Source organism: Corynebacterium minutissimum (genome assembly GCF_000805675.1).
GTDB classification, from domain to species: domain Bacteria; phylum Actinomycetota; class Actinomycetes; order Mycobacteriales; family Mycobacteriaceae; genus Corynebacterium; species Corynebacterium minutissimum.
This window is the reverse complement of record NZ_JSEF01000014.1, coordinates 1-21,936: the sequence shown is the minus strand read 5'-3', so window position 1 is coordinate 21,936 and position 21,936 is coordinate 1. Positions and strand designations below refer to the sequence as shown.

General features: G+C 60.2%; 19 protein-coding genes and 1 pseudogene. 10 read left to right on the top strand and 10 right to left on the bottom strand.

The genetic code is table 11. The features are described from left to right. The 4 genes and pseudogenes from NX84_RS08035 to NX84_RS08020 form a co-directional block, all read right to left on the bottom strand. Positions 1-296, bottom strand: a pseudogene (locus NX84_RS08035) (HNH endonuclease signature motif containing protein); the annotation flags it as partial. 90 nt (positions 297-386) lie between these two features. Beyond that, positions 387-638, bottom strand: coding sequence for a hypothetical protein (locus tag NX84_RS08030; protein ID WP_039675689.1), 252 nt, complete (start codon positions 636-638; stop codon positions 387-389). Between the two features lie 38 nt (positions 639-676). Next, positions 677-1,078, bottom strand: a complete 402-nt coding sequence (locus NX84_RS08025) for a hypothetical protein (protein WP_039675687.1) — start codon at positions 1,076-1,078, stop codon at positions 677-679. A 286-nt stretch (positions 1,079-1,364) separates the two neighbouring features. Further along, the gene (locus NX84_RS08020; RefSeq protein ID WP_039675697.1) at positions 1,365-2,225 is read right to left on the bottom strand and encodes a peptidylprolyl isomerase; all 861 of its coding nucleotides are present in this window, start codon (positions 2,223-2,225) and stop codon (positions 1,365-1,367) included. A gap of 102 nt (positions 2,226-2,327) precedes the next feature. On the opposite strand from NX84_RS08020, the gene tpx reads away from it, so the two are divergent. From tpx to hisS, 3 genes are read left to right on the top strand one after another with little or no spacing between them, the layout of a single operon-like run. Continuing rightward, the gene (gene tpx, locus NX84_RS08015; RefSeq protein ID WP_039675685.1) at positions 2,328-2,825 is read left to right on the top strand and encodes a thiol peroxidase; all 498 of its coding nucleotides are present in this window, start codon (positions 2,328-2,330) and stop codon (positions 2,823-2,825) included. Continuing rightward, positions 2,826-3,470: an MBL fold metallo-hydrolase gene (locus NX84_RS08010; protein WP_039675682.1), complete on the top strand. Its 645-nt coding sequence runs from the start codon at positions 2,826-2,828 to the stop codon at positions 3,468-3,470. It begins immediately after the preceding gene. A 5-nt stretch (positions 3,471-3,475) separates the two neighbouring features. Beyond that, positions 3,476-4,753: a histidine--tRNA ligase gene (gene hisS / locus NX84_RS08005; protein WP_039675680.1), complete on the top strand. Its 1,278-nt coding sequence runs from the start codon at positions 3,476-3,478 to the stop codon at positions 4,751-4,753. Here hisS and NX84_RS08000 read toward each other — a convergent pair. The 6 genes from NX84_RS08000 to ypfJ all read right to left on the bottom strand — a co-directional run bounded on the left by NX84_RS08000 (position 4,750) and on the right by ypfJ (position 11,720). Continuing rightward, a complete protein-coding gene (locus NX84_RS08000) occupies positions 4,750-6,159 on the bottom strand; it encodes an L-serine ammonia-lyase (protein WP_039675678.1) in 1,410 nt (469 codons plus the stop codon). The genes hisS and NX84_RS08000 overlap by 4 nt on opposite strands. A gap of 68 nt (positions 6,160-6,227) precedes the next feature. Then, positions 6,228-6,908 (bottom strand): FMN reductase, encoded by a 681-nt coding sequence (locus tag NX84_RS07995; RefSeq protein ID WP_039675676.1) that lies wholly within the window; start codon positions 6,906-6,908, stop codon positions 6,228-6,230. Beyond that, positions 6,909-8,015 (bottom strand): CE1758 family FMN-dependent luciferase-like monooxygenase, encoded by a 1,107-nt coding sequence (locus tag NX84_RS07990; RefSeq protein ID WP_039675673.1) that lies wholly within the window; start codon positions 8,013-8,015, stop codon positions 6,909-6,911. It lies immediately after the preceding gene. Between the two features lie 45 nt (positions 8,016-8,060). After that, positions 8,061-8,783 (bottom strand): CBS domain-containing protein, encoded by a 723-nt coding sequence (locus NX84_RS07985; RefSeq protein ID WP_039675671.1) that lies wholly within the window; start codon positions 8,781-8,783, stop codon positions 8,061-8,063. 105 nt (positions 8,784-8,888) lie between these two features. Then, positions 8,889-10,478 carry an inorganic phosphate transporter gene (locus NX84_RS07980; protein WP_174519868.1) on the bottom strand — a complete coding sequence of 530 codons (1,590 nt, stop codon included), beginning with the start codon at positions 10,476-10,478 and terminating at the stop codon, positions 8,889-8,891. A 348-nt stretch (positions 10,479-10,826) separates the two neighbouring features. After that, positions 10,827-11,720, bottom strand: coding sequence for a KPN_02809 family neutral zinc metallopeptidase (ypfJ, locus tag NX84_RS07975; RefSeq protein ID WP_039675667.1), 894 nt, complete (start codon positions 11,718-11,720; stop codon positions 10,827-10,829). Between the two features lie 205 nt (positions 11,721-11,925). On the opposite strand from ypfJ, the gene aspS reads away from it, so the two are divergent. The 7 genes from aspS to NX84_RS07940 all read left to right on the top strand — a co-directional run bounded on the left by aspS (position 11,926) and on the right by NX84_RS07940 (position 21,846). Further along, positions 11,926-13,749: an aspartate--tRNA ligase gene (gene aspS, locus NX84_RS07970; RefSeq protein WP_039675665.1), complete on the top strand. Its 1,824-nt coding sequence runs from the start codon at positions 11,926-11,928 to the stop codon at positions 13,747-13,749. 226 nt (positions 13,750-13,975) lie between these two features. Then, positions 13,976-15,133: a phosphotransferase family protein gene (locus tag NX84_RS07965; protein ID WP_052319715.1), complete on the top strand. Its 1,158-nt coding sequence runs from the start codon at positions 13,976-13,978 to the stop codon at positions 15,131-15,133. Next, the gene (locus tag NX84_RS07960) at positions 15,133-16,491 is read left to right on the top strand and encodes a replication-associated recombination protein A (protein ID WP_039675662.1); all 1,359 of its coding nucleotides are present in this window, start codon (positions 15,133-15,135) and stop codon (positions 16,489-16,491) included. The genes NX84_RS07965 and NX84_RS07960 overlap by 1 nt, the downstream gene beginning before the upstream one ends. 67 nt (positions 16,492-16,558) lie before the next feature. Further along, positions 16,559-19,246, top strand: a complete 2,688-nt coding sequence (gene alaS, locus NX84_RS07955; RefSeq protein WP_039675660.1) for an alanine--tRNA ligase — start codon at positions 16,559-16,561, stop codon at positions 19,244-19,246. Between the two features lie 29 nt (positions 19,247-19,275). Beyond that, positions 19,276-19,824, top strand: a complete 549-nt coding sequence (ruvX, locus tag NX84_RS07950) for a Holliday junction resolvase RuvX (protein ID WP_039675658.1) — start codon at positions 19,276-19,278, stop codon at positions 19,822-19,824. Between the two features lie 22 nt (positions 19,825-19,846). Beyond that, on the top strand, positions 19,847-21,040 hold the full coding sequence (gene mltG, locus NX84_RS07945) for an endolytic transglycosylase MltG (protein WP_039675692.1): 1,194 nt from the start codon (positions 19,847-19,849) through the stop codon (positions 21,038-21,040). Positions 21,041-21,045: 5 nt separating this feature from the next. Further along, on the top strand, positions 21,046-21,846 hold the full coding sequence (locus tag NX84_RS07940) for a shikimate dehydrogenase (RefSeq protein ID WP_039675656.1): 801 nt from the start codon (positions 21,046-21,048) through the stop codon (positions 21,844-21,846). Positions 21,847-21,936: the final 90 nt, after the last annotated feature.

Here is a 21,936-nt window from a genome sequence, read left to right as displayed (position 1 = left end):
GCAAGTTTTATGCGTAGGTTCCAGGCATCGAGGTCTTTGTTGACTTTGGCGGTGTAGGTCTCAATCAGGGTAAGAATGCTAAGGCTATGTTTTTGTGCTACCGCGGCAGCGCGTGCTTTGCGTTGTTTGCCGGTGAAGCGGGTGTGCCCGAAGTAGATGCGGTGAAGGTGGGCAAGTTCAGTAGCATCGGCTGGGTCGGCGCCGAGCGCGCGCAGTTCGTCGGGTGAGCTGGATGCTTGTTCCACTAGCGCGATCCCCGAGTTGCGGTAGTGGAAGTAGGTTTCTAGTACCCCCATGGCCACGAAGCTTAAAGCAGGCCCACCAACCCCGCAACTCGAAAACGAAAAAATCCCCCGCGCGCAGCGGGGGATTAAAGGCTTAAGGCCTTACTTGCCAGCCAGCTTGTCGCCGAGACGCATTGCGTCATCCATGGCGCCAATGATGGAGGTCAGGACCTTGATCCACTCGCGGATCTCCTTCGGGCTTACGTTGCCCTCGTCGTCGGAGGAAAGAGCGAAGAAAGCTGCGGAGGAACCGTCCTGCTCAGCCGGAGCAGCGGTGGCAACAGCGGTGCCGGAGAAAGCGATGGTTGCAGCGGTAGCAGCAGCAACGATGGACTTACGGGAGAAGAACTTCATGATGGAGTGTCCTATCTTAATCGAGCGGGAGGAAGAAACTACTTGGCCTTCGGGCCGAAGTACTTGGTGTAGAACGCAAAGACAGTGCCGAGGGCGCCGATGATGGCGGTAAAAACGGCGATCCAGTCGCGGATCTCCTTCGGCTCCATCTCAGAGATGGAGGAACCCTCATCCTCGGAGGAAGAGGAAGACTCGTCCTTCTTGTTGTCCTCAGACTCGTTCTCCTTGGACTCGTCCTTCTTGTTGTCCTCGGACTCGTTGTCGGAGATAGTGATCGTGTCGTCCTCGGAGGTGGTGTTGTCCTCGGAGGTGGTGTTCTCGGTAGCGGTGGAGTTGGTCTCCTCGGTGGTGGTCTCAGCGGAAGCAACGGACACGCCAGCCAGGGAAACGGTAGCTGCGGTAGCGGCGGCTACGAGGGCCTTACGGGAGAAGAACTTCATTCTCGTTCCTTTTATATCTCGGGAATTTCAAAGACCTCACAGATGCTACTGAGACTCCAGTTGATATGCAAGAGATTTGTCAAAAAGTTCTTCACCCTGTGAATCAACTGCCTGCATGATGTGAGCTGGGCTTTCCAATTGGGCCCGGAACAGCTTAGGTTAATGCGAGGTAAAGGAACAGCTCAAGGCTAAGAAATTCTCAGAAGAGAAATGATACCTCGGATTCTAAGGAGAACCCCCGCTCACAACCTGGGAGCGGGGTTAATCACCGTATTGGGGGTGAACGCTAGCTTTCGATGGTGGCCTTGGTGATGCGAACCTCCTCGGCTGGTTCGCCGTCTCCGGCGCCATCTTTGACGCCCTTCTCAGCAATGGCGTCGATAGTCTTCTGACCCTTGGCGGTGAGGTTACCGAAGTACGTGTAGGCAGGTGGCAGCTCAGAGTCCTTGTAGTTAATGAAGAACTGGGAGCCGTTGGTATCTGGCCCAGCGTGAGCCATGGCGAGGGAACCCTTCGGGTAGAGGACAGTCTTGCCGAGGGCTTCGTCGTCAGCCTCATCAGTTGGGTACTCGTTGGCGAACTGGAAACCCGGACCGCCAGCACCCTGGCCGGTCGGGTCGCCACACTGCAGGACAAAGATTCCACCATCGGTCATGCGGTGGCATACGGTGTCGTCGTAGTACTCAGCCGAAATCATGTCCGTAATAGCGTTGACCGTGCAGGGAGCCAGGGAACGATCGAGGGTCATCTCGATGTCGCCTTGCTTGGTGGCGAAGTTAACGGTCACTTCTCCCTTGGCCGGAATGTCTTTGCCTTTAGGGGTGGCGACGTCACGGGCGGCGTCACCAGTCTCTGTGTATTCACAGGTCACGGTTTCACCGAGGGGCTTTTCGCGCTTGCCGATTAGCGCCTCAGCGGTAGGGGCTTCAGACGTGGTTTCAGCAGCCGAGGTCTCCTGCGCTTGGATCTCTTCCTCATCACCCGTACGCGTGGCAAGGAACCAGATTCCGCCGACGAGAGCGATAATGACAACGGCCGCAGCAAAAACGACGCCCAATGGGCGGGTCTTTTGCTTGCGGTCGCGGGACTTCAGCTCGCGATCGAGCTGGTTGAGCGCATCATCTAGGCGCTGGCTGTTGGTAGGCACCGTTGTTTCCTCCACAGGGGTCTGATTTTTCGACTTACTCATCTTAACCTCACGAGCGTTCTTCATGGCGCGCCGCCCCACCTGTCAGTACCCTTGGGTGCCATGGCTACTGTTAATTTTAAGAACGAACCTACTCAGACCAATGGGGCGCTGCCGAAGGTCGGCGAGCCCCTGCCAAATTTCACCCTCGTTGGCACTGACTTGGAAGAGGTCTCCAAGGCTGACTTCGCTGGCAAGCGCTTGGTGGTCTCGTGCTTCCCGTCCCTGGACACGGGTGTGTGCGCGGCGCAGCTGCGTACCTTCAACGAGAAGGCTGCCGGTTTGGACAACACCGTAGTCCTGTCTGTCTCCCGCGACCTGCCCTTTGCCCAGGAGCGTTTCTGCGCGGCTGAAGGCATCGAGAACGTGGTGAGCGCTTCGGATTTCCGTTCTGACTTTGCTGACAAGCTTGGTCTGGTTTTGGAAGGCTCCCCGCTCAAGGGGCTGTTTGCTCGCGCGGTCATCGTGACCGATGAGGAGCACAACGTGGTCTACACCGAGCTCGTTCCGGAGGTCACCACCGAACCGGACTATGACGCAGCGCTGGCTGCACTGAAGTAAATGACCACTCCGGAGATTTTCGGCTTCGCCGCGGGCCCATACAAGACCAACACGTACGTTGTGTCTCATGAATCCCGGGCTTTCATCGTGGACCCCGGGATGCATACCCACGAGCGCCTCGTGCAGCTCGCGGGGGAGAAGGGCCTGGAGTTTGAGGCAGTCGTGCTTACCCACGGTCACATTGACCACACAAGGGATGCGGCGGAGTTCGACCTGCCGGTGTATATCCATCCGGATGACGCTTTCATGCTTGTCGACGGCTCCGGGGTATCCCCCCAATCGCAAGTACTGTTCGACTGCGCCTCGATGAAGCAGGTCGCCGAGCGCCGCGACCTTATCGGCGGTGAGACGCTGTCCTTGGCTGGCTTGGAATTCAACCTTGTCCATGCACCAGGACATTCGCCTGGATGCATCATGCTGGTGAGCGACGAGGTTGCACTGACCGGTGATGTGCTCTTTAAGGGCTCGATTGGTCGCACGGATTTGCCGCATTCAGATCACGCCGCGATGCAGCGTTCGTTGCGCGGGCCGGTGTGGGAACTTGATGACTCGCTCGCGATTCTGCCCGGCCATGGTCCGACGTCGACGATGCGTCGTGAGCGCGCGACCAATCCGTTTCTCATCGCGGCGGGGGATGTACTCTAAAGGGCGTGAGTGATAAGAAGCAGTTCAAAGCCCTGTCCGCGCCCAAGGGCGTGCCGGACTACGTCCCGCCGCAATCGGCCACCTTTGCCAAGGTGCGTGAGACTTTTGTGCATCAGGCACACCTGTCCGGCTTCCAGCACATCGAGCTCCCCGTCTTCGAGGACACGTCCTTGTTTGCTCGCGGCGTGGGCGAATCCACGGATGTGGTGTCCAAGGAGATGTACACCTTCGCCGATCGCGGCGACCGCTCCGTCACCCTGCGCCCGGAAGGAACCGCAGGTGTCATGCGTGCGGTCATTGAGCACAACCTGGACCGTGGCCAGCTGCCGGTAAAGCTCAATTACTTCGGCCCCTTCTTTCGCTATGAGCGCCCGCAGGCCGGCCGCTACCGCCAGCTACAGCAGGTGGGCGTGGAGGCTATCGGTGTGGATGACCCCACCCTGGATGCGGAGATTATTGCACTGGCGGATCGTTCCTACCGCAGCCTGGGGCTGAGCCAGTTCCGCTTGGAGCTGACTAGCCTGGGTGACCACGAATGCCGCCCGGCTTACCGCGAGAAGCTGCAGGATTTCCTGTTCAAGCTGGACTTGGATGAAGAAACTAAGGCGCGTGCGGAGCTTAACCCGCTGCGCGTGCTCGATGACAAGCGCCCGGAGGTTCAGGAGCAGCTTGTCGACGCCCCCCTGATGCTCGACCACCTCAACTCTGAGTGCCGTGAGCACTTTGAGACTGTGACGGGCCTACTGGATGACATGGGGGTTGCCTACACCATTAACCCGCGAATGGTGCGCGGCCTCGACTACTACACCAAGACGTGCTTCGAGTTCGTGCACGATGGTCTTGGCGCACAGTCGGGAATCGGCGGTGGTGGCCGCTACGACGGGCTCATGGCACAGCTGGGCGGTCAGGAGCTGTCCGGCATTGGCTATGGTCTGGGCGTGGACCGCACGGTGCTAGCGCTTGAGGCTGAAGGTATTTCGCTGGATGGTGTTGATGAGCGCGTGGCTGTCTTTGGGGTGGCCATGGGTGCGGCGGCCAAGAAGAAGATGGCCGTCATTATTAATGATCTGCGCAAGGCTGGCATCTCCGCTGACATGTCCTTCGGTGATCGCGGCCTAAAGGGCGCGATGAAGGGAGCGGACCGCGCCAATGCGCGCTTCGCCCTAGTTCTCGGCGACCAGGAGCTTGAGGCCGGCACCGTGGCCCTCAAGGATTTGGCGGCGCATGAGCAGCACGACGTCCCGGTGGGGGACGTCGTCAAGCAGCTAAGCCAGCTGGTTTAGCACTCCACCTGGGAGACGGTGAAACCCATCGTCTTGGCCAGGCCGCCGAGAGATGTCTCCTTGTACTTGGAGAGCATGTCGCGGCCGGTCTCGGCCATGGTGCGCACAGCGTTGTCGAGGGTGACGTAGTGCGTGCCTTCACCCATGCGGGCAAGGCGCGCAGCGTTGATGGCCTTGACCGCGCCAATGGCGTTGCGTTCGATGCAGGGAATCTGCACGAGGCCGCCGACTGGGTCGCAGGTCAAGCCGAGGTTATGCTCAAGCGCGATTTCGGCGGCATTCTCTACCTGTGCCGGGGTTGCGCCCAGGAGCTCGGCCATGCCGGCCGCGGCCATCGAGGACGCGGAGCCGACCTCGCCCTGACAGCCGACTTCTGCGCCGGAGATAGAGGCATTGGACTTGATGATGATGCCGATGGCGCCCGCGGTGAGTAGGTAGCGGCGGGCATCAGCGCGGGTAAAGTCGGACTGGAAGTCGCGGGCGTAGTGCAACACGGCGGGGATAATGCCGCACGCACCGTTCGTCGGGGCGGTGATGACGCGGCCGCCGGCGGCGTTTTGCTCGTTGACAGCGAGTGCATAGAGGTTGACCCATTCCATTGCGGAAAAACCGCAGGACTCATCGTCCTGCTTGGCCAAAAGCTGTTGGTACATCTGTGGCGCACGGCGATTGACGCGTAGGCCACCAGGCAAAATTCCCTTGGTGGAAATACCCTCAGTCACGCATTCGCGCATGATGTCCCAGACGAGGTCGAGGTGCTTGTAGACGTAATCCAGCCCGCCCTCGTCGCGGTGGAGGACAGCTTCGTTGGCAGCAACAATTTCCCAAATGGCCTTGTCATGGGCTTCGCACAGATGCAGCAGGTGCTCGCCGGATTGGAACTCATAGGGAACCGTATCCTCGGCGGTCGCCGCGGCGACGCCTGAGGGAACACCGGTGTCCGTCTTAAGCTCGGCATCGAATTCCGCGCGCGACAGGATAAAGCCACCGCCGACGGAGAAGTATTCTGCGTTCTCCGCGAGAACTGAGCCGTTCTCGTCCCAGGCAGTAAAGATGAGACAGTTCGGGTGCTCCGGTACCGGCTCGTTGTTGAATGCGATGCTGTACTGCACCTCACCTGCCGGGCCAGAGATGGTGCCTTCAGTGGGGATGAAGGCGTCGGCGCGGGGTTCGGCGTCGAGCGGTACGCTGAGTGGTTCCCACCCAGCCAAACCGAGGATGACGGCGCGGTCAGTGGCGTGGCCGCGGCCAGTAGCGGAGAGTGATCCGCGCAGCTCGGTGTGGACCTTCGCCGGGTGCTGGTCAAGCGTTTCGAGAAAGGCCTTCGCGGCACGCATGGGGCCCACAGTGTGTGAGGAGGAGGGGCCGATTCCAATAGAGAAAATATCGGTCACGCTAATAGTCATTAAGACCTCCTTAGGTGGCATTCAATAAGTATCGATTCACGATAGTACCGAGTACCATGGTCGGCTGCTTAGCCCGGTTGGCCGTTGTGGTCAGCAAGGAGCGCACGGAATCCCGTGGGGTCGGAATCACTCTCAGAAGCTGCGTCGATGCCGGTTACTGCCGAGGATTTCTCGTCCATCGCACCTGCCAGGCCAGCGACACGGTCGAGGGGACGAACCATCAAGTCGGCCAACTCGCGCGCGGCGCGTTCGATGCGTTGCTCATTGCGCGCGCCTTCCGTAGTGCCATAGTCTTCCGTGGCGTGGAAAACCCCGGTAGGCACCACGGTGGCGTGCAGATAGTTAAGGAGTGGGCGCAGCGCGTAGTCCAACACCAGCGCGTGCCGGCTGGAGCCGCCCGTCGCAGCGATGAGGGTAGGCAGACCGTTGAGAGCGTGCGGCTCCAACGTATCGAAGAACATCTTGAACAGGCCCGAATAGCTGCCCTGGAAGACTGGGCTCACGGCGATGAGGCCATCGGCCTGTATCACGGCAGATTTCGCCTCCTCAAGGTGTGGGGTGGGCGAGCCCCAGTTGGTCATTGCGTCAGCTAGCTCTCCGGCAAGTTCACGCAGCTCCAGCACCGTCACCTCCACGCCTTCGCCGCGGGCGGTGACTTGGGAGGAGGTGGCGGCGGAGAGGGCGTCGGCAAGCGCACGCGTCGTGGAAGGTGAGGATAGACCTGCCGTGACGACCACCAGTGAACGCAATTATTTCTCCTCTCCTGGGCTGACCAATGCATGCGGAGCGTATGAGGCGAGCGTAGCGTGCGTCGGCGGGTCAGAAGGTACATGATCCGGGCGGCGCAGCTCAAAGCGGCGGCGAAGCTCGGGTACAACCTGCGTCCCCAAAATCTCAATCTGCTCCAGCACCACCTCCTGGGGCAGCCCAGCATGATCGATGAGGAAGAGCTGGCGCTGATAGTCGCCGACCCAGTCAGCAAACTGCAGTGTACGCTCCACCACCTGTTCCACCGTTCCCACCGTCAGCGGGGTTTGCACGGTGAACTCTTCCAGCGAAGGGCCGTGGCCGTAGACCGGGGCGTTATCGAAGTAGGGGCGGAAGAAGTCCTTGGCGTCCTGCTCCGTGGAGCCGATGAAGACCTGCCCGCCTAGGCCCACAATTGCCTGGTCTGCCCGACCGTGACCATAAGATTCATAGCGGTTGCGGTACAGGTTCACCATCTTCGCGGTGTGTTCCTTGTTCCAGAAGATATTGTTATGGAAAAAGCCGTCGCCGTAGAAGGCGGCCTGCTCCGCAATCTGCGGGGAACGGATGGAGCCGTGCCAGACGAAGGGCGGGATGCCGTCGAGAGGCGTTGGCGTGGCGGTAAAGCCTTGGAGCGGAGTGCGGAACTTTCCTTCCCAGGACACGTTGTGCTCGCGCCAGAGGCGGCGCAGCAAATGATAGTTTTCCACCGCTAGCGGGATGCCCTCGCGGATGTCCTTGCCAAACCACGGGTAGACCGGCCCGGTGTTACCACGGCCGAGCATAAGGTCGATACGCCCGTCAGCCAGGTGCTGGAGGAAGGCGTAATCCTCGGCGAGGCGGACGGGGTCGTTGGTGGTGATGAGCGTCGTGGACGTCGACAGCTGCAGGCGTTTAGTCTTGGCCGCGATGTAGGCCAGATGGGTCGTGGGCGCGGAGGGCACGAAAGGCGGATTGTGGTGTTCGCCCGTGGCGAAAACGTCGAGACCCACCTCTTCCGCCTTGAGTGCGATCTCAGTAATGGCGCGGATGCGTTCTGCCTCAGTGGGGGTGGTTCCAGTTGTGGGGTCTTGCGTGACGTCACCCACGGTAAAGATTCCGAATTGCATGCCAAGCTCCTTTCTGTGACATGACAACAAGGGCGGGGTGAGGGATTATTCCCACTCGAGGGCGTCGACAAGCACGGCAAGGTCCGCCGGTGTAGCGATGGCCACTGGGCGCTGCGAAGGTTTGCCGTGTTCAGTGAGGAGAACCGCGCTGGGGTGCGTGCCGTCCTTGGCCGGTTCGGTGAGGGCATCGACGACCTCCTGCGCCGTGGCGGAGCGGGGCAGGAACTCAGCGCGGTCCTTGCGCTCCGTCATGGCGAGCACTGTGCTTACCGACGCCTCACCAATCGCCCCATCATCCCCCAAATCTGCCGCTACCCACCGCGCGATGGCATTGGTGGTCAGCAGTGCAGTAAATTTACCGGAGTCATAAATGGGGATTTGCGAGTATCCGGTCTTGTTGATGAGAGCGAGGGCGTCGAGGATATCTGCGTCAGGATCTAGAATCGTCACCTCGTTGTGGGGTAGAAGCGATAGCGCGGTGGGCGGGTCCGTGAGCAGGCGCTGAAGGTTTTCCAGTTGGTTGACGACTTGCGGGTGCGGGGTAGCGATGGGCTCGTCGTCGTAGTAGCGGCCATGCGCGATGGCGTTGCGCAGGTTGGAAATATCCTTGAGCTGCTCGGCTTGGCGCTTGCTGAGGAGGTGTTTGTCGTGGGCGCGATCGACCATCCACCAGAAAGAATCTGAATTCTTCGCGCCAATGGCCTGGCGCAGGAACTGTTCAATGTCGTTGAAGGCCGCAAAGAAGCGCGTCAAGGAGTTCTCGCTCATAGTGCCCCAGTGTACGGACGGCGCTGTGGGTGGGGCGCTTCGAAAACGGCGACACCGCCGCGAGAATCCGTGCGGATTCGCGGCGGTGTGCGGAAAAGCGGTAGCTTAGAAGACCACGCGCAGGATGGAGACGGTCACGGCGGCGATAGCCGCAGCGGCCGGCAGGGTGATGACCCACGCCAGGGCGATGGGCTTCATCAGATTCCAGTTGGCGGCACGGTTGACAATGCCCACGCCCAACACAGCACCAATGAGGATGTGCGTGGAGGAGACCGGCAGACCCAGCAAAGACGCGGCCATAACCACGGCGGCAGCTGCCAGCTCGGCGGCGAAACCCGAGGATGGGTGCATCTTGGTCAGTCCGGAACCGACAGTCTGGATAACGAAGCGGCCAATGAACCACAAACCGGACACCAGGGCAATGCCCATGGCAATCATGACTGGTAGCGGCACGGACACCTCGTCCGAAATTTGGTTGGTTTTCATCACGTCAAAGACTGCGGCAAATGGGCCAATAGCGTTAGCGATATCGTTCGAACCGTGGGAGAACGCGAAGGCAGACGCAGTAAAGACCTGCATCCAAGAGAAGAGAAGGAAGGTCGAACGAGACAGGGACTTGTTCTTCAGGGAACGAGCGAAAATGAACACGGCCATCCAGACCGCCGCACCGACCATGCCCATGACGAGGAGGTTCTGCAGGGTGGAGAAGTCCACGCCGGTGTGCTTAAGTCCCTTGAACAGCACCATCGCGGAAATGATGATGGCGCCTAGAGCGGCGAGCAGCGGGACCCAGTTCTCGAGTGCCTTGTGCGCGTGAACATCATCCAAGTCCTTGTTGATTTCGTGCAGGTCGCGGTAGTACTCGGACTCTAGAGCATCGGGGTCGTAATCATCCTCGGACGTCAGTGCTGCGTCACGAGCCATGGCGTTGGTGTAGGAAATCTGCTGCAGCTCGTTCATGCGCTCGAAGCGGGTCTTGTGCTCCTTGCGCAGCTCTGCGCGGCGGGTCTTGATTTCACGTAGACGCTCATCAGCTGCCTCGTTGTAGACGAGGATGGAGGTCTTAATCCACTTGAACAGCAGGTAGGCTGCGATACCGCCGAGGACCGGGGAGAGAACCCACGAGAAGGCGATGGTGCCGATGCCGCCCCACTGAACCATGTCCATACCGCCCTTGCCGGTGATGAAGCCAACGGTAAGCGCAGCGCCGACAATACCGCCGACGATGGAGTGAGTCGTCGACACTGGCCAGCCCATGCGGGTGGCGACGAGAAGCCAGATGGCTGCACCGAGGAGCGAGGACATCATGATGTAGACAAACTCCATTGGGTCCAAACCGTCGATGGCGTCTAGGTCAACGATGCCGGATCGCACGGTATCCGTGACCTCACCACCGGCGAGAATAGCGCCGGAGACCTCGAAGACGGCTGCCACGGCCAAGGCCTGCTTCATGGACAGGGTGCCGGCACCTACGGAGGTACCGAAGGAGTTGGCTACGTCATTGCCACCGATGTTGAAGGCCATGAAGAGGGCGAAGACGATGGCGGTGACCAAAAGGATGCGGTTGGCGCCTTCGGCAACCTCGCCGTTGCCCCAAATGATAAAGAAGATGAGAGTTCCGGCGGTGAGAACGCCGAAGAACAGGTGCCAGATCCAATCCCTGTTCTTGCCGTTCACGGTCTCGAGGTCCGGCATCGTCGGTGTGGCGGTGCTCAAAACGTCGTTCCTTTCTGAAAACAGAGCCTAGCGAGGTGAATCGCGGGCTCAATGAAGTAATAAAAGATAGAGCGGTACCCACCACGAGCCAGCGGGAACTTGGATAGCGTAAGAAACCTAGGTGGCCAGAAAGTGAACGAGCTATGTCGGCAGTCCTAAATCTTATTGAGTAAATGCCCCTGCGGGTGTGCGTGGTTGCCACACCTTGTGACAATCCTCGTTTCACACGAAAAATGTGCACAGCCCTGTTTAAACAAGGGTGTGCACAGTGAGAGAGAAGGCAAGGCTAAGGAAGGCAAGGCTGCTGGCGCGCCAGCTTAATTACAGCTAGGACTTGTAGACTCCACGCTCCAACGTGTCGCATTGCGCCATTTTGCCGGACTCGTAGCCCGCCAAGAAGGCCTTGGCGCGGTCCTCGGAGGAGCCATGCGTCCACGTATCGGGGCGTACCTCGCCGCCGGAACGACGCTGAATGTTGTCATCGCCCACCGCGCGCGCAGTATTAACAGCATCGGTGACCTGTTGCTCAGTGATGGTTTCTAGGAGGGCATCATCGCCCTCATCGGCGTAGTGTGCCCACAGGCCTGCATAGCAATCTGCCTGCAGCTCGATCTTAACCGCATTGGAGTCCTCGCCGGGGTCGTTGTAGTTGGAAAGGCTCAGCGTTCCTTCAAGTTTTTGGATGTGGTGACCAAATTCGTGAGCGACGATGTACATCTGTGCCAGCGGCGCATTCTCGCCTCCGAAGTTGCGAAGCTGATCAAAGAACGCGGTGTCGAAATAGGCAGACTCGTCAGCAGGGCAGTAGAAGGGGCCGGTAGCGCCGGAAGCCTGGCCACACCCAGAGACCGTCGTGTTGTTGAAAATGACGCGGCCAGGCTCGGAATACTCCAAGCCCGCCTGCTCCGGAAGCTGCTTCGCCCAGACTTTATCTACTGACTGTGCCGCAAACATGACACGGCAATCGTCGTACTTGTTGCCGTCTTCTGCAGTCTGGCAGTGTGCGAAGGCATCCTCGCCGCCTTCTTCGGGACCCACCTGAGTTTGGTCAGGCTGTGTTTGATCAGTGGTGAGCGCTCCCGGGTCGCCGCCTAGCAGGAGGTACAGGCCAATAAGGAGGAGGGAGCCCACGCCGCCGCCGGTAGCAATCATTCCGCCACGGCCGCCACCGCCTGAGCTGGCTCGCTTGCCGTCGAAACTTGCGCCAGATTTGAAAGTCATGGAACAGATTCTGCCACACGCGACGGAGCTTGGCTGTGCTTCATGGGGAGCTGCGTCATTGGCGGCGCCTGTGCCCCCAGAGCTGAGCGTGTCTGGAGGGAGCGGTAGACTTGGGCTGTTCAAATTCTTGTGCTCCTCGGCGCGTGCTGTTTACGCGTGGCGTGGGTGGGCATGAGCGTCAACAATAAGAAGGGATTGAACGAACGTGCTGCGTACACATCTAGCAGGCGAACTGCGCAAGGAGATGGCGGGGGAGACCGTCACGCTGACTGGTTGGGTGGCCCGTCGCCGCGACCATGGCGGTGTTATCTTCATCGACCTGCGTGACCGCTCCGGCGTTGCCCAGGTAGTCTTCCGCGAAACCGAGGTGGCCGAACGCGCTCACGACCTGCGCTCTGAGTACTGCGTGAAGGTCACAGGCGTGGTTGAGCCCCGCCCGGAAGGCTCTGCAAACCCGAACCTTGCCTCTGGTGAAATTGAAGTCAACGTCACCGAGCTCGAGGTGCTCAACACGTCTGCAGCGCTCCCGTTCCAGATCGATGACCCCTCTTCCTCCGGTGAGGTAGGCGAAGAGACTCGCCTGAAGTACCGTTACCTGGATTTGCGTCGCGAGCGCCAGGCTGAGGCCCTGCGCCTGCGTTCTGCAGCCAACCGTGCAGCCCGCCAGGTGCTGGATAGCCACGACTTCACCGAGATTGAGACTCCTACTCTGACCCGTTCCACCCCGGAAGGTGCTCGTGACTTCCTGGTTCCGGCGCGTCTGAAGCCGGGCAGCTGGTACGCCCTGCCGCAGTCTCCGCAGCTGTTCAAGCAGCTGCTCATGGTGTCTGGCATGGAGCGCTACTACCAGATCGCTCGCTGCTACCGCGACGAGGATTTCCGCGCTGACCGCCAGCCGGAGTTCACTCAGCTCGATGTGGAGATGTCCTTCGTTGATCAGGACGATGTCATCGCCTTGGCAGAAGAAATTGTTTCCGCTCTGTGGAAGCTCATCGGCTACGAGATCAAGACCCCGATTCCGCGCATGACCTACGCCGATGCCATGAAGTACTACGGCTCTGACAAGCCGGACCTGCGCTTTGACATCAAGATCGTGGAGTGCACCGACTTCTTCAAGGACACCACTTTCCGCGTATTCCAGAACGAGTACGTCGGCGCTGTCGTCATGGAAGGTGGCGCTTCTCAGCCACGCCGCCAGTTCGATGCCTGGCAGGAATGGGCCAAGCAGCGCGGCGCCAAGGGGCTTGCCTACATCACCATCGCCGAGGACGGCACCTTGGGTGGTCCGGTGGCTAAGAACATCACCGATGCCGAGCGCGAGGGCATTGCGGAGCACGTTGGTGCCAAGCCGGGTGACGCGATTTTCTTCGCTGCGGGCGACACCAAGTCTTCTCGCGCGCTGCTGGGAGCGGCACGTGGCGAGATTGCTAAGAAGCTCGATCTCATCAAGGACGGCGACTGGGCCTTTACTTGGGTTGTTGACGCGCCGCTCTTTGAGCCTTCCGCTGATGCCACCGCGTCCGGCGATGTTGCTCTGGGCCACTCCAAGTGGACCGCTGTTCACCACGCCTTTACCTCCCCGAAGCCGGAATACCTCGATACCTTCGACAAGGAGCCGGGCGAGGCCCTGGCGTATGCCTATGACATTGTCTGCAACGGCAACGAGATTGGCGGCGGTTCCATCCGTATCCATAATCAGGACGTGCAGAAGCGTGTCTTCGACGTGATGGGTATTGGTGAGGAAGAAGCCCAGGAGAAGTTCGGCTTCCTTCTCGACGCATTCCAGTTCGGTGCCCCGCCGCACGGCGGCATCGCCTTCGGCTGGGACCGTATCGTCTCCCTGCTGGGCGGCTTTGACTCCATCCGTGACGTCATTGCCTTCCCGAAGTCCGGCGGTGGCGTTGACCCGCTGACTGACGCTCCCGGTACCATCCCGGCGGCACAGCGCAAGGAAACCGGTGTCGATTTCAAGCCGGAGAAGGCCGCCAAGGCTGATAAGGCTGCACAGGCTGAGGCCAAGGCAGAATAGGCCGCTATCGAGGGGAGGCTGTAAGCGCAGCCCTCCCCGACAATCACGTGGACGTCCTTAGGCCGCGTTCGAAGCGAGGGTGCATCCTTGCTGATGATGCTCGCCATGCCTCGTGGCTGCAAGGCGAGTATCATGGTTGGGCCAATGACGAGTGGAGGCAGACAAGCCAGTGAATGCTGTGGAGCAGGAATCAATCGAAAACCGCGTGGTCGAGGAAGCATCGCAGATGCTGTCCCGCCGTTTCGGCGGTGAACCGGAACTGAGCGATATTGAAACCCTCAGCGGTTCTGGCAACGCCGTTGTGCTGCGCGCACGAACCACGCCGAGTGCCTTCTTTCCGCACCGCTCGGTCGTCATCAAATACAACCCGGTTACCGGCCACACCATCGATGACGCTGCCCTCTTGCGCGAGGTAGTGGCATATCAATTCACCACCTCGTTGTCGGAGGAGGTGCGCCCGGGGCCGGTACTGTTGGCGCATGACGTTGACAAGCGCATTCTCGTGCTGTCTGATGCTGGCGATGGCGATACTCTTGCCGATACCCTGACGCGAAGCGGAGAGGACGAGCGCCGCGACCTGCTACGCGGGCTCGGCAGCGCGCTCGGCAAGATGCATGCGGGAACGGCTAGCCGCAAAGAGGATTATGATGCGTTGCTCAATCGTCAGCTGCGCAAGCACCCAGAGTATGCCGAGCACCAAGCGCTGCGTGATGACTCTCTGCAAAGCTCTATCCTCATCGGCGCTGATATCCTCACCGAAGCCGGTATAGAACCCCCGGAACACGTGCTGGAGTTGGCCCGCACAGCTACTGGGAACCTGAGCTCGGGACGAATCCGCGCCTTTACCCCTTTTGACCTCTCCCCAGACAACATCATTGTTGGACACACCCTGACCTTCTTGGACTACGAGTGGGCAGGTTTCCGCAACGTCGGCTTTGACGTGGCTTGCGTGGTGGCCGGCTTCCCGCAGTTCCTTTTCACGCGTCCCATTAGCGATGAGGAAGCAGAGGTATTTATTCACGCCTGGCAACGACGCATCGTCGATGTCTGGCCGCAGTTGGCGGATGAACAAACATTGCATGAGCTGCTCGTCGCCTGCCTTATTGGCTGGGCCTTTTCCAGCGTGACCACGATGTACGCTGGCGGCATCGAAGGTGTGGTGGCCTTGTCGGAAGGCAATGCGGACATCTACCATGACCCGCAGCGCTCACTCCTGCGGCCATCGGATCGGGGCCCCTTCACCGACGATGAACACCTGATTCGGCGCGACCTGTATGAGACCTTCGAGGCACTGTCACGTTTTGCTGCGCTGTGCCCTAATGACGTGTGCGCCGACGTTGCGGCGTTTAGCGGCCGCGTCGCTCAGCGTTTGCAGGATTCCTAATGGGTCAGGGTTCCCTCTTCGGCGATGATGCCGCCACGCACCGGCCTGCTGCGGCGGGCGCCGACATGTTTGCTACGCACTCCGGCTCGCCCCTCGCTGCTCGTATGCGCCCGCAGAGCCTTGATGAGGTAGTGGGGCAGGAGCACCTTCTGGAACCGGGCACTCCGCTGCGCCGTCTCGTGGAAGGTTCCGGGGAAGCCTCCGTTATTCTCTACGGCCCTCCGGGTACAGGTAAAACCACCCTGGCGTCCCTCATCGCATCCTCCCTGGGCGATAACTTCATTGGCCTTTCTGCCCTGGATTCTGGCGTCAAACAAGTCCGTGAGGTTATTACGCACGCCCGTCGTGAGTTGATCGAAGGCCGCCGTACCGTCCTCTTCATCGACGAGGTTCACCGCTTTTCTAAGACTCAGCAGGATGCGTTGCTGGCTGCCGTCGAAAACCGCACCGTCCTCCTCGTGGCTGCTACCACGGAGAACCCCTCATTTTCAGTCGTAGCGCCGTTGCTATCGCGCTCCCTTCTGTGCCATTTGCAGCCGCTTGATGATGCTGCCCTTCGTACCCTCGCCGAACGTGCGCTCACCAGCGAGCGGGGATTGGATGGGCGTATCACCGCAAGCGACGAAGCCTTGGATCAGCTCGTGTTGCTGGCTGGGGGAGACGCCCGTCGCACGTTGACCTACTTGGAAGCCGCAGCGGAGGCCGTACCGGATGGCGGGGAACTGACAAGTGAGGTTCTCACCGCGAACGTTAATCGCGCAGTCGTTCGTTATGACCGCGACGGCGACCAGCACTATGACGTGGTGTCCGCCTTTATCAAGTCCATCCGCGGCTCTGATGTCGACGCAGCGTTGCATTACCTTGCCCGCATGGTCGAGGCAGGGGAAGACCCCCGGTTTATTGCTCGCAGGCTTATCATCCATGCCTCTGAAGACATCGGCATGGCGGATCCCACGGCCCTTCCCACCGCGGTGGCTGCCGCGGAGGCCGCAGCGCTCATCGGACTGCCAGAAGCCCGCATACCGCTGGCCCAAGCCACCATCCACCTGGCTACCGCACCAAAGTCTAATTCCGTTGTCAACGCCATTAATGCGGCGCAGGCCGATGTTCAAGCCGGCAAGATTGGCCATGTACCCGCTCATCTGCGTGATGGTCACTACGAAGGGGCTAAGCGTCTAGGCAATGCGGTGGGCTACATCTACCCACACGATGATCCCCGGGGAGTCGTCGCGCAGCAGTACTTGCCGGATGGGCTTGGTGACGCCACGTATTATCACCCCACCGACCACGGCGCGGAAAAGCGCGTGCATGACTATTTGGGAAGATTGCGGGACATCATTCGGGGGCGGCGTCGATAAGCACGCCCCACGACGGGTAAAGTTGAGCGCTGACTAGAAACGACTCAACAGTGAAGGACTTTTGCTCGTGAAGACTCATGAGATCCGGGAACGCTTTACCCAGCACTTCGTCAAGGCCGGCCACGAAGCCGTGCCCAGCGCGTCGCTGATCCTGGATGACCCGAACCTGCTCTTCGTCAACGCCGGCATGGTTCCCTTCAAGCCCTACTTCCTGGGCCAGCAGAACCCGCCTTTTGCCAATGGCACCGCTACCAGCATCCAGAAGTGCGTGCGCACCCTGGACATCGAAGAGGTAGGTATCACCACCCGTCACAACACTTTCTTCCAGATGGCGGGTAACTTTTCCTTCGGTCAGTACTTCAAGGAAGGCGCTATTACCCACGCCTGGACGCTGCTGACAAACTCCCTTGACGAGGGCGGTTTGGGCCTTGACCCAGAGCGCCTGTGGGTTACGGTCTACCTCGATGACGATGAGGCAGCCGATATCTGGCATACCAAGATTGGTGTTCCCCGCGAGCGCATTCAGCGCCTCGGCATGGAGGACAACTACTGGTCCATGGGTATCCCTGGACCGTGTGGTCCGTGTTCTGAGATTTACTATGACCGCGGCCCGGAGTACGGCAAGGACGGCGGCCCCATCGAGGATGATAACCGCTACATGGAGATCTGGAACCTTGTCTTCATGCAGAACGAGCGTGGCGAGGGCATTGGCAAAGGCAACTTTGAGATCGTCGGCGAGCTGCCCAAGAAGAACATCGATACCGGCATGGGAATCGAGCGCGTGGCCTGCATCCTGCAGGGCGTGGACAACGTCTATGAGACGGATCTGCTGCGCCCGGTGATCGACGTAGCTGAGGAGCTTACCGGTGCGACGTACGTTCCGGATGCACCGAAGGAGGACCTCATCCGCTTCCGCGTAGTGGCTGACCACTCGCGTACCGGCATGATGCTGATCCTCGACGGAGTGACCCCGGGTAATGAAGGCCGCGGCTACATCCTGCGCCGCCTACTGCGCCGCATCATCCGGTCCGCCAAGTTGCTCGGAGCCCAGGGTGAGACCATGGAACGCTTGATGAACACCATCATGGACACCATGACTCCGTCCTACCCCGAGATCGCAGACAACCGCGAGCGCATCCTGCGCGTGGCCGTGGCAGAGGAAAAGGCCTTCCTTAAGACCCTGGAATCCGGCACCAAGCTTTTCGACGAAGCCGTGGATGAGCTCAAGAACACCTCCCGCGCGGCCACCCCGAAGGTGCTGTCCGGAGAGAAGGCCTTTGAGCTGCACGATACCTATGGTTTCCCCATCGACCTGACGCTTGAGATGGCCCAGGAAGCCGGCCTCAGCGTAGACATGGACGGCTTTGATGCCGCTATGGGTGAGCAGCGCCGCCGCGCCAAGGCCGATAGCCAAGCTAAGAAGCATGGCCACGCAGACCTCTCGCTCTACCGCGACTGGGTCGATAACAATCCGACCGTCTTTACTGGCTATGAGACCCTTGAGTCCGATGCCAAGGTCATCGGCCTCGTTCGCGATGGCGAAAAGGTTTCCGAGGTTCAGGCGGGAGATACCGTTGAGGTGATCTTGGACCAGTCACCGCTCTACGCCGAGGCCGGCGGCCAGACCGCTGACCGCGGCCGCATCCTCGCGGGGGAGACCCTGCTTGAGGTCAATGACGTCCAGAAGGTAGGCAAGAAGCTGTGGGTTCACAAGGCCACTGTGACCTCCGGCGGACTCGAACTGGGCAGCGGTGTTACCGCTGAGGTGGATGAGCAATGGCGCCACGGAGCCGTCCAGGCGCACTCCGCAACCCACCTCATCCACGCTGCCCTGCGCCAGGTGCTTGGCCCCACCGCAGTCCAGGCTGGCTCCTTGAACCGACCAGGCTACCTGCGCTTCGATTTCAACTACACCGAGCAGCTCACCCCGGAACAGCTGGAGGAGATCGCCCTGGTGACCAACCAGGCCGTCGACCAGCATTTCCCAGTCCACACCATCGAGACCACCCTGGATAAAGCCAAGGACATGGGCGCCATGGCGCTCTTTGGGGAAAACTACGGTTCCGATGTCCGCGTTGTGGAGATGGGCGGTCCTTTCTCTATCGAGCTCTGTGGCGGTACTCACGTGACCAACACGTCCGAAATCGGCCCTGTCTCCGTACTGGGAGAATCCTCCGTGGGCTCTGGCGCGCGCCGCATCGAGGCTTATTCGGGCTTGGATGCATTCCGCTACTACTCCAAGGAAACCGCTTTAGTGGAAGGTGTATCCCGCGAGCTTAAGGTTCAGACTGAGGACCTCCCAGAACGTATTGCTCAGCTCACCGAGAAGCTCAAGGCAGCAGAGAAGCAGATCGCTGACCTGCACAAGGCCCAGCTCATGTCCCAAACCGCGGACATGATTGCGGGTGCGACCGACATTAACGGTTTCTCCGTTATTTCTGTCAAGCTACCCAACGGCGTCAACGGTGGCGACTTGCGCACCTTGGCCTCCGATATCAAGAACCGCCTGGGTGATGCCGCAGGCATCGTGGTTCTCGCCTCTGAGAACGAAGGCGGCAAGATGCCGTTCATCGTCGGCGCTACCAAGGCCGCTAACGAACGCGGTGTGAAGGCAGGAGACCTGGTGAAGACCATCTCTGGCTATGTCGACGGCAAGGGCGGCGGCAAGCCCGACATGGCCCAGGGCTCCGGTGCCGACGCCGCAGGTCTTGAGGCAGCCTTCAACGCCGTACGTGACGAGCTGTCTGCCCTGTAAACGCCGCCCCAGCCCAGAGGAGGAACTGCATGGCCGTTGAGCCGGACAAACCTGGAGTAGAGGACCCGGGCCCAGGCCGCCGTCTGGGCCTCGACGTCGGAACTGTGCGTATCGGCGTTGCCGTCTCAGACCGCGAAGCCCGCTTGGCCATGCCAGTGGAAACCGTGCGGCGCGAAACCGGCTTTAAGGACCGCGATCAGGGCGATATTGACCGTCTTCTTCAGCTCATTCGCGAGTACGAGGTTGTGGAGGTAGCCGTTGGGTTGCCGCGGGATCTCAAGGGCAATGGCTCTAAAAGCGTGAAACATGCCAAGGAAATAGCGTTTCGTATCCGCCGCCGCTTGGCAAAAGATGACACGATGAAGACACCTCCGCCCGTGCGCATGGTGGATGAACGCCTCACCACGGTGGTGGCCACCTCTGCGCTGCGGGCCTCTGGTGTATCAGAGAAGCGTGGCCGCTCGGTTATTGACCAAGCTGCTGCCGTGGAAATTTTGCAATCTTGGCTGGATGCGCGCGATGTCGCGTTGAACGGCCACCAGCCTTCACAACTAGGAGACGAAGTACGTGAGCCGTAACCCTTCACGCATCGGACGCTCGATGGAGCCCCACCACGTCGAACGCCGCCAACGCGGAATGGCTGTGCTCATTGCCAGCTTGGTCCTTATCATCGGCGCTCTTGGCTACATCGGATTCCGCCTTTTAGGAGGAGGCAGCAGCTTGGATTACGAAGGCCAAGGTAATGGCGTGGTCCAGCTCATTGAGGTTCCGGAAGGATCGTCGATGGGTGAGCTGGCCCCAGAACTTGCGGAAAGAAACGTGGTCAAGACCCCGGAGGCCTTCTCATCAGCTGCCAATAGCAATCCGCGCGCAGGCCAGATCAAGCCGGGCTTTTACCGCCTTCAGGAAGAGATGAGCGCGAAGTCAGCCGTGGAGGCGCTGCTGGATGATGCCAACATGGTCGATCTGCTCGACGTCCAGGGAGGAGCCACGCTTCTCGACGTCAACGTGGTCGGCGGCGATGTCCGCTATGGTATCTACTCGCTGATTTCCCAGGTCTCGTGCACGGAGGGCGGCTGCGTTTCCGCTGAGGATTTGGAGAAGATCGCCGCGACTGTGGATCCGGCGGAGCTGGGAGCCCCGGAGTGGGCCCTGGATGCTGTCCGTGCTCGCGGTGAGGACCCGAAGCGTCTGGAGGGGCTCATTGCCCCTGGTCAGTACGTTCTTGACCCAAACATGGATGCCCAGGAAATCCTCACTGACCTCATTACGCGCTCAACGAAGAAGTACAACGACACCAATATTGTTGAGCGTGCCCAGGCCATTGGTCTGACTCCCTATGAGTTGTTGTCCTCTGCGTCCTTGGTAGAGCGCGAGTCCCCGGCAGGCGAATTCGATAAGGTTGCCCGCGTTATCCTCAACCGTCTTGATGAACCTATGCGCCTCGAGATGGACTCCACGGTGAACTATGGCCTGGAGGACGTTGAGCTGGCGACCACCGACGATGATCGTCACCGCGAGACGCCGTGGAATACCTACGCTAAGGATGGTCTTCCGGATACTCCGATTGCCTCGCCCTCCAATGAGGCCATTGAAGCAATGGAGAACCCGGCGGAGGGCAACTGGCTCTTCTTCGTCACCGTTGACAGTGAGGGCACCACGGTGTTTACCGATAACTACGATGAGCACTTAGCCAACGTCGACGACGCAGTACGCTCCGGTATCCTCGACAGCCAGCGTGAGGGCGAGGGCGCTGGTGCTGCACCAGACGACGCACCCGCAGAGGAACAGTAGTTCCGATGCCGCGCGCCGCAGTCCTGGGCAGCCCCATTGCCCACTCGCTGTCCCCGGTTCTTCACAATGCGGGCTATGCCGCGTTGCAGCTTGAGGACTGGGAGTACACGAAGTTCGACGTCACTGACTTGCCGGCCTTCTTGGCGACGGTAGGTGAGGAGTACCTCGGCTTCTCGGTAACGATGCCGCTCAAATTCGATGCCCTGACGTGTGCGGATATCGTAAGCGAGCGCGCTGAACTCATCGGCTCAGCCAACACCCTCGTGCGTACTGATGACGGGTGGCGGGCGGATAATACCGATACCGAAGGGGTGCTCGGCGCGCTTGCGGAACTGCTCGGCGAGGCAGAACTAACGTCGGCCTTGCTTATTGGCGCAGGTGGCACTGCACGCCCAGTGCTGTGGGGGTTGGCCCAGCGCGGCGTCACGGATGTCACGGTGCTCAACCGCTCGGATCGCCTCGCGGAGTTGTGCCCGCTTGCCGACGCCCTCGGGCTCAACCTCCGAGCCATCACCTTCACCGAGGACCTCGTAGGCGTGGCCTGTTCGGTCGATCTCATTGTCTCGACCGTTCCCTCGGCGGCCCTAGATAGCCATCTCACACAGCTAGCGAAGGCTCCTGTGTTTGACGTCATCTATGATCCCTGGCCCACGCCGCTTACCGTGTATGCGGCTGCCGATGGTTTTGCCACTGTTGGCGGCCACATCATGTTGGCACACCAGGCCTTCTCGCAATTCGAGCAGTTTACTGGCCATACCGCTCCGCGCACGGAGATGCTCGCGGCCCTCAATGCCGCGCTGGCCTAGCCTTCTGGTAGCAGCTTTCTGTTATGTCCATAGGGTTTTTGGACATGGAGTCCGGTGTCTTTTTGGACACGGAATCCATGGAGGTCTTGG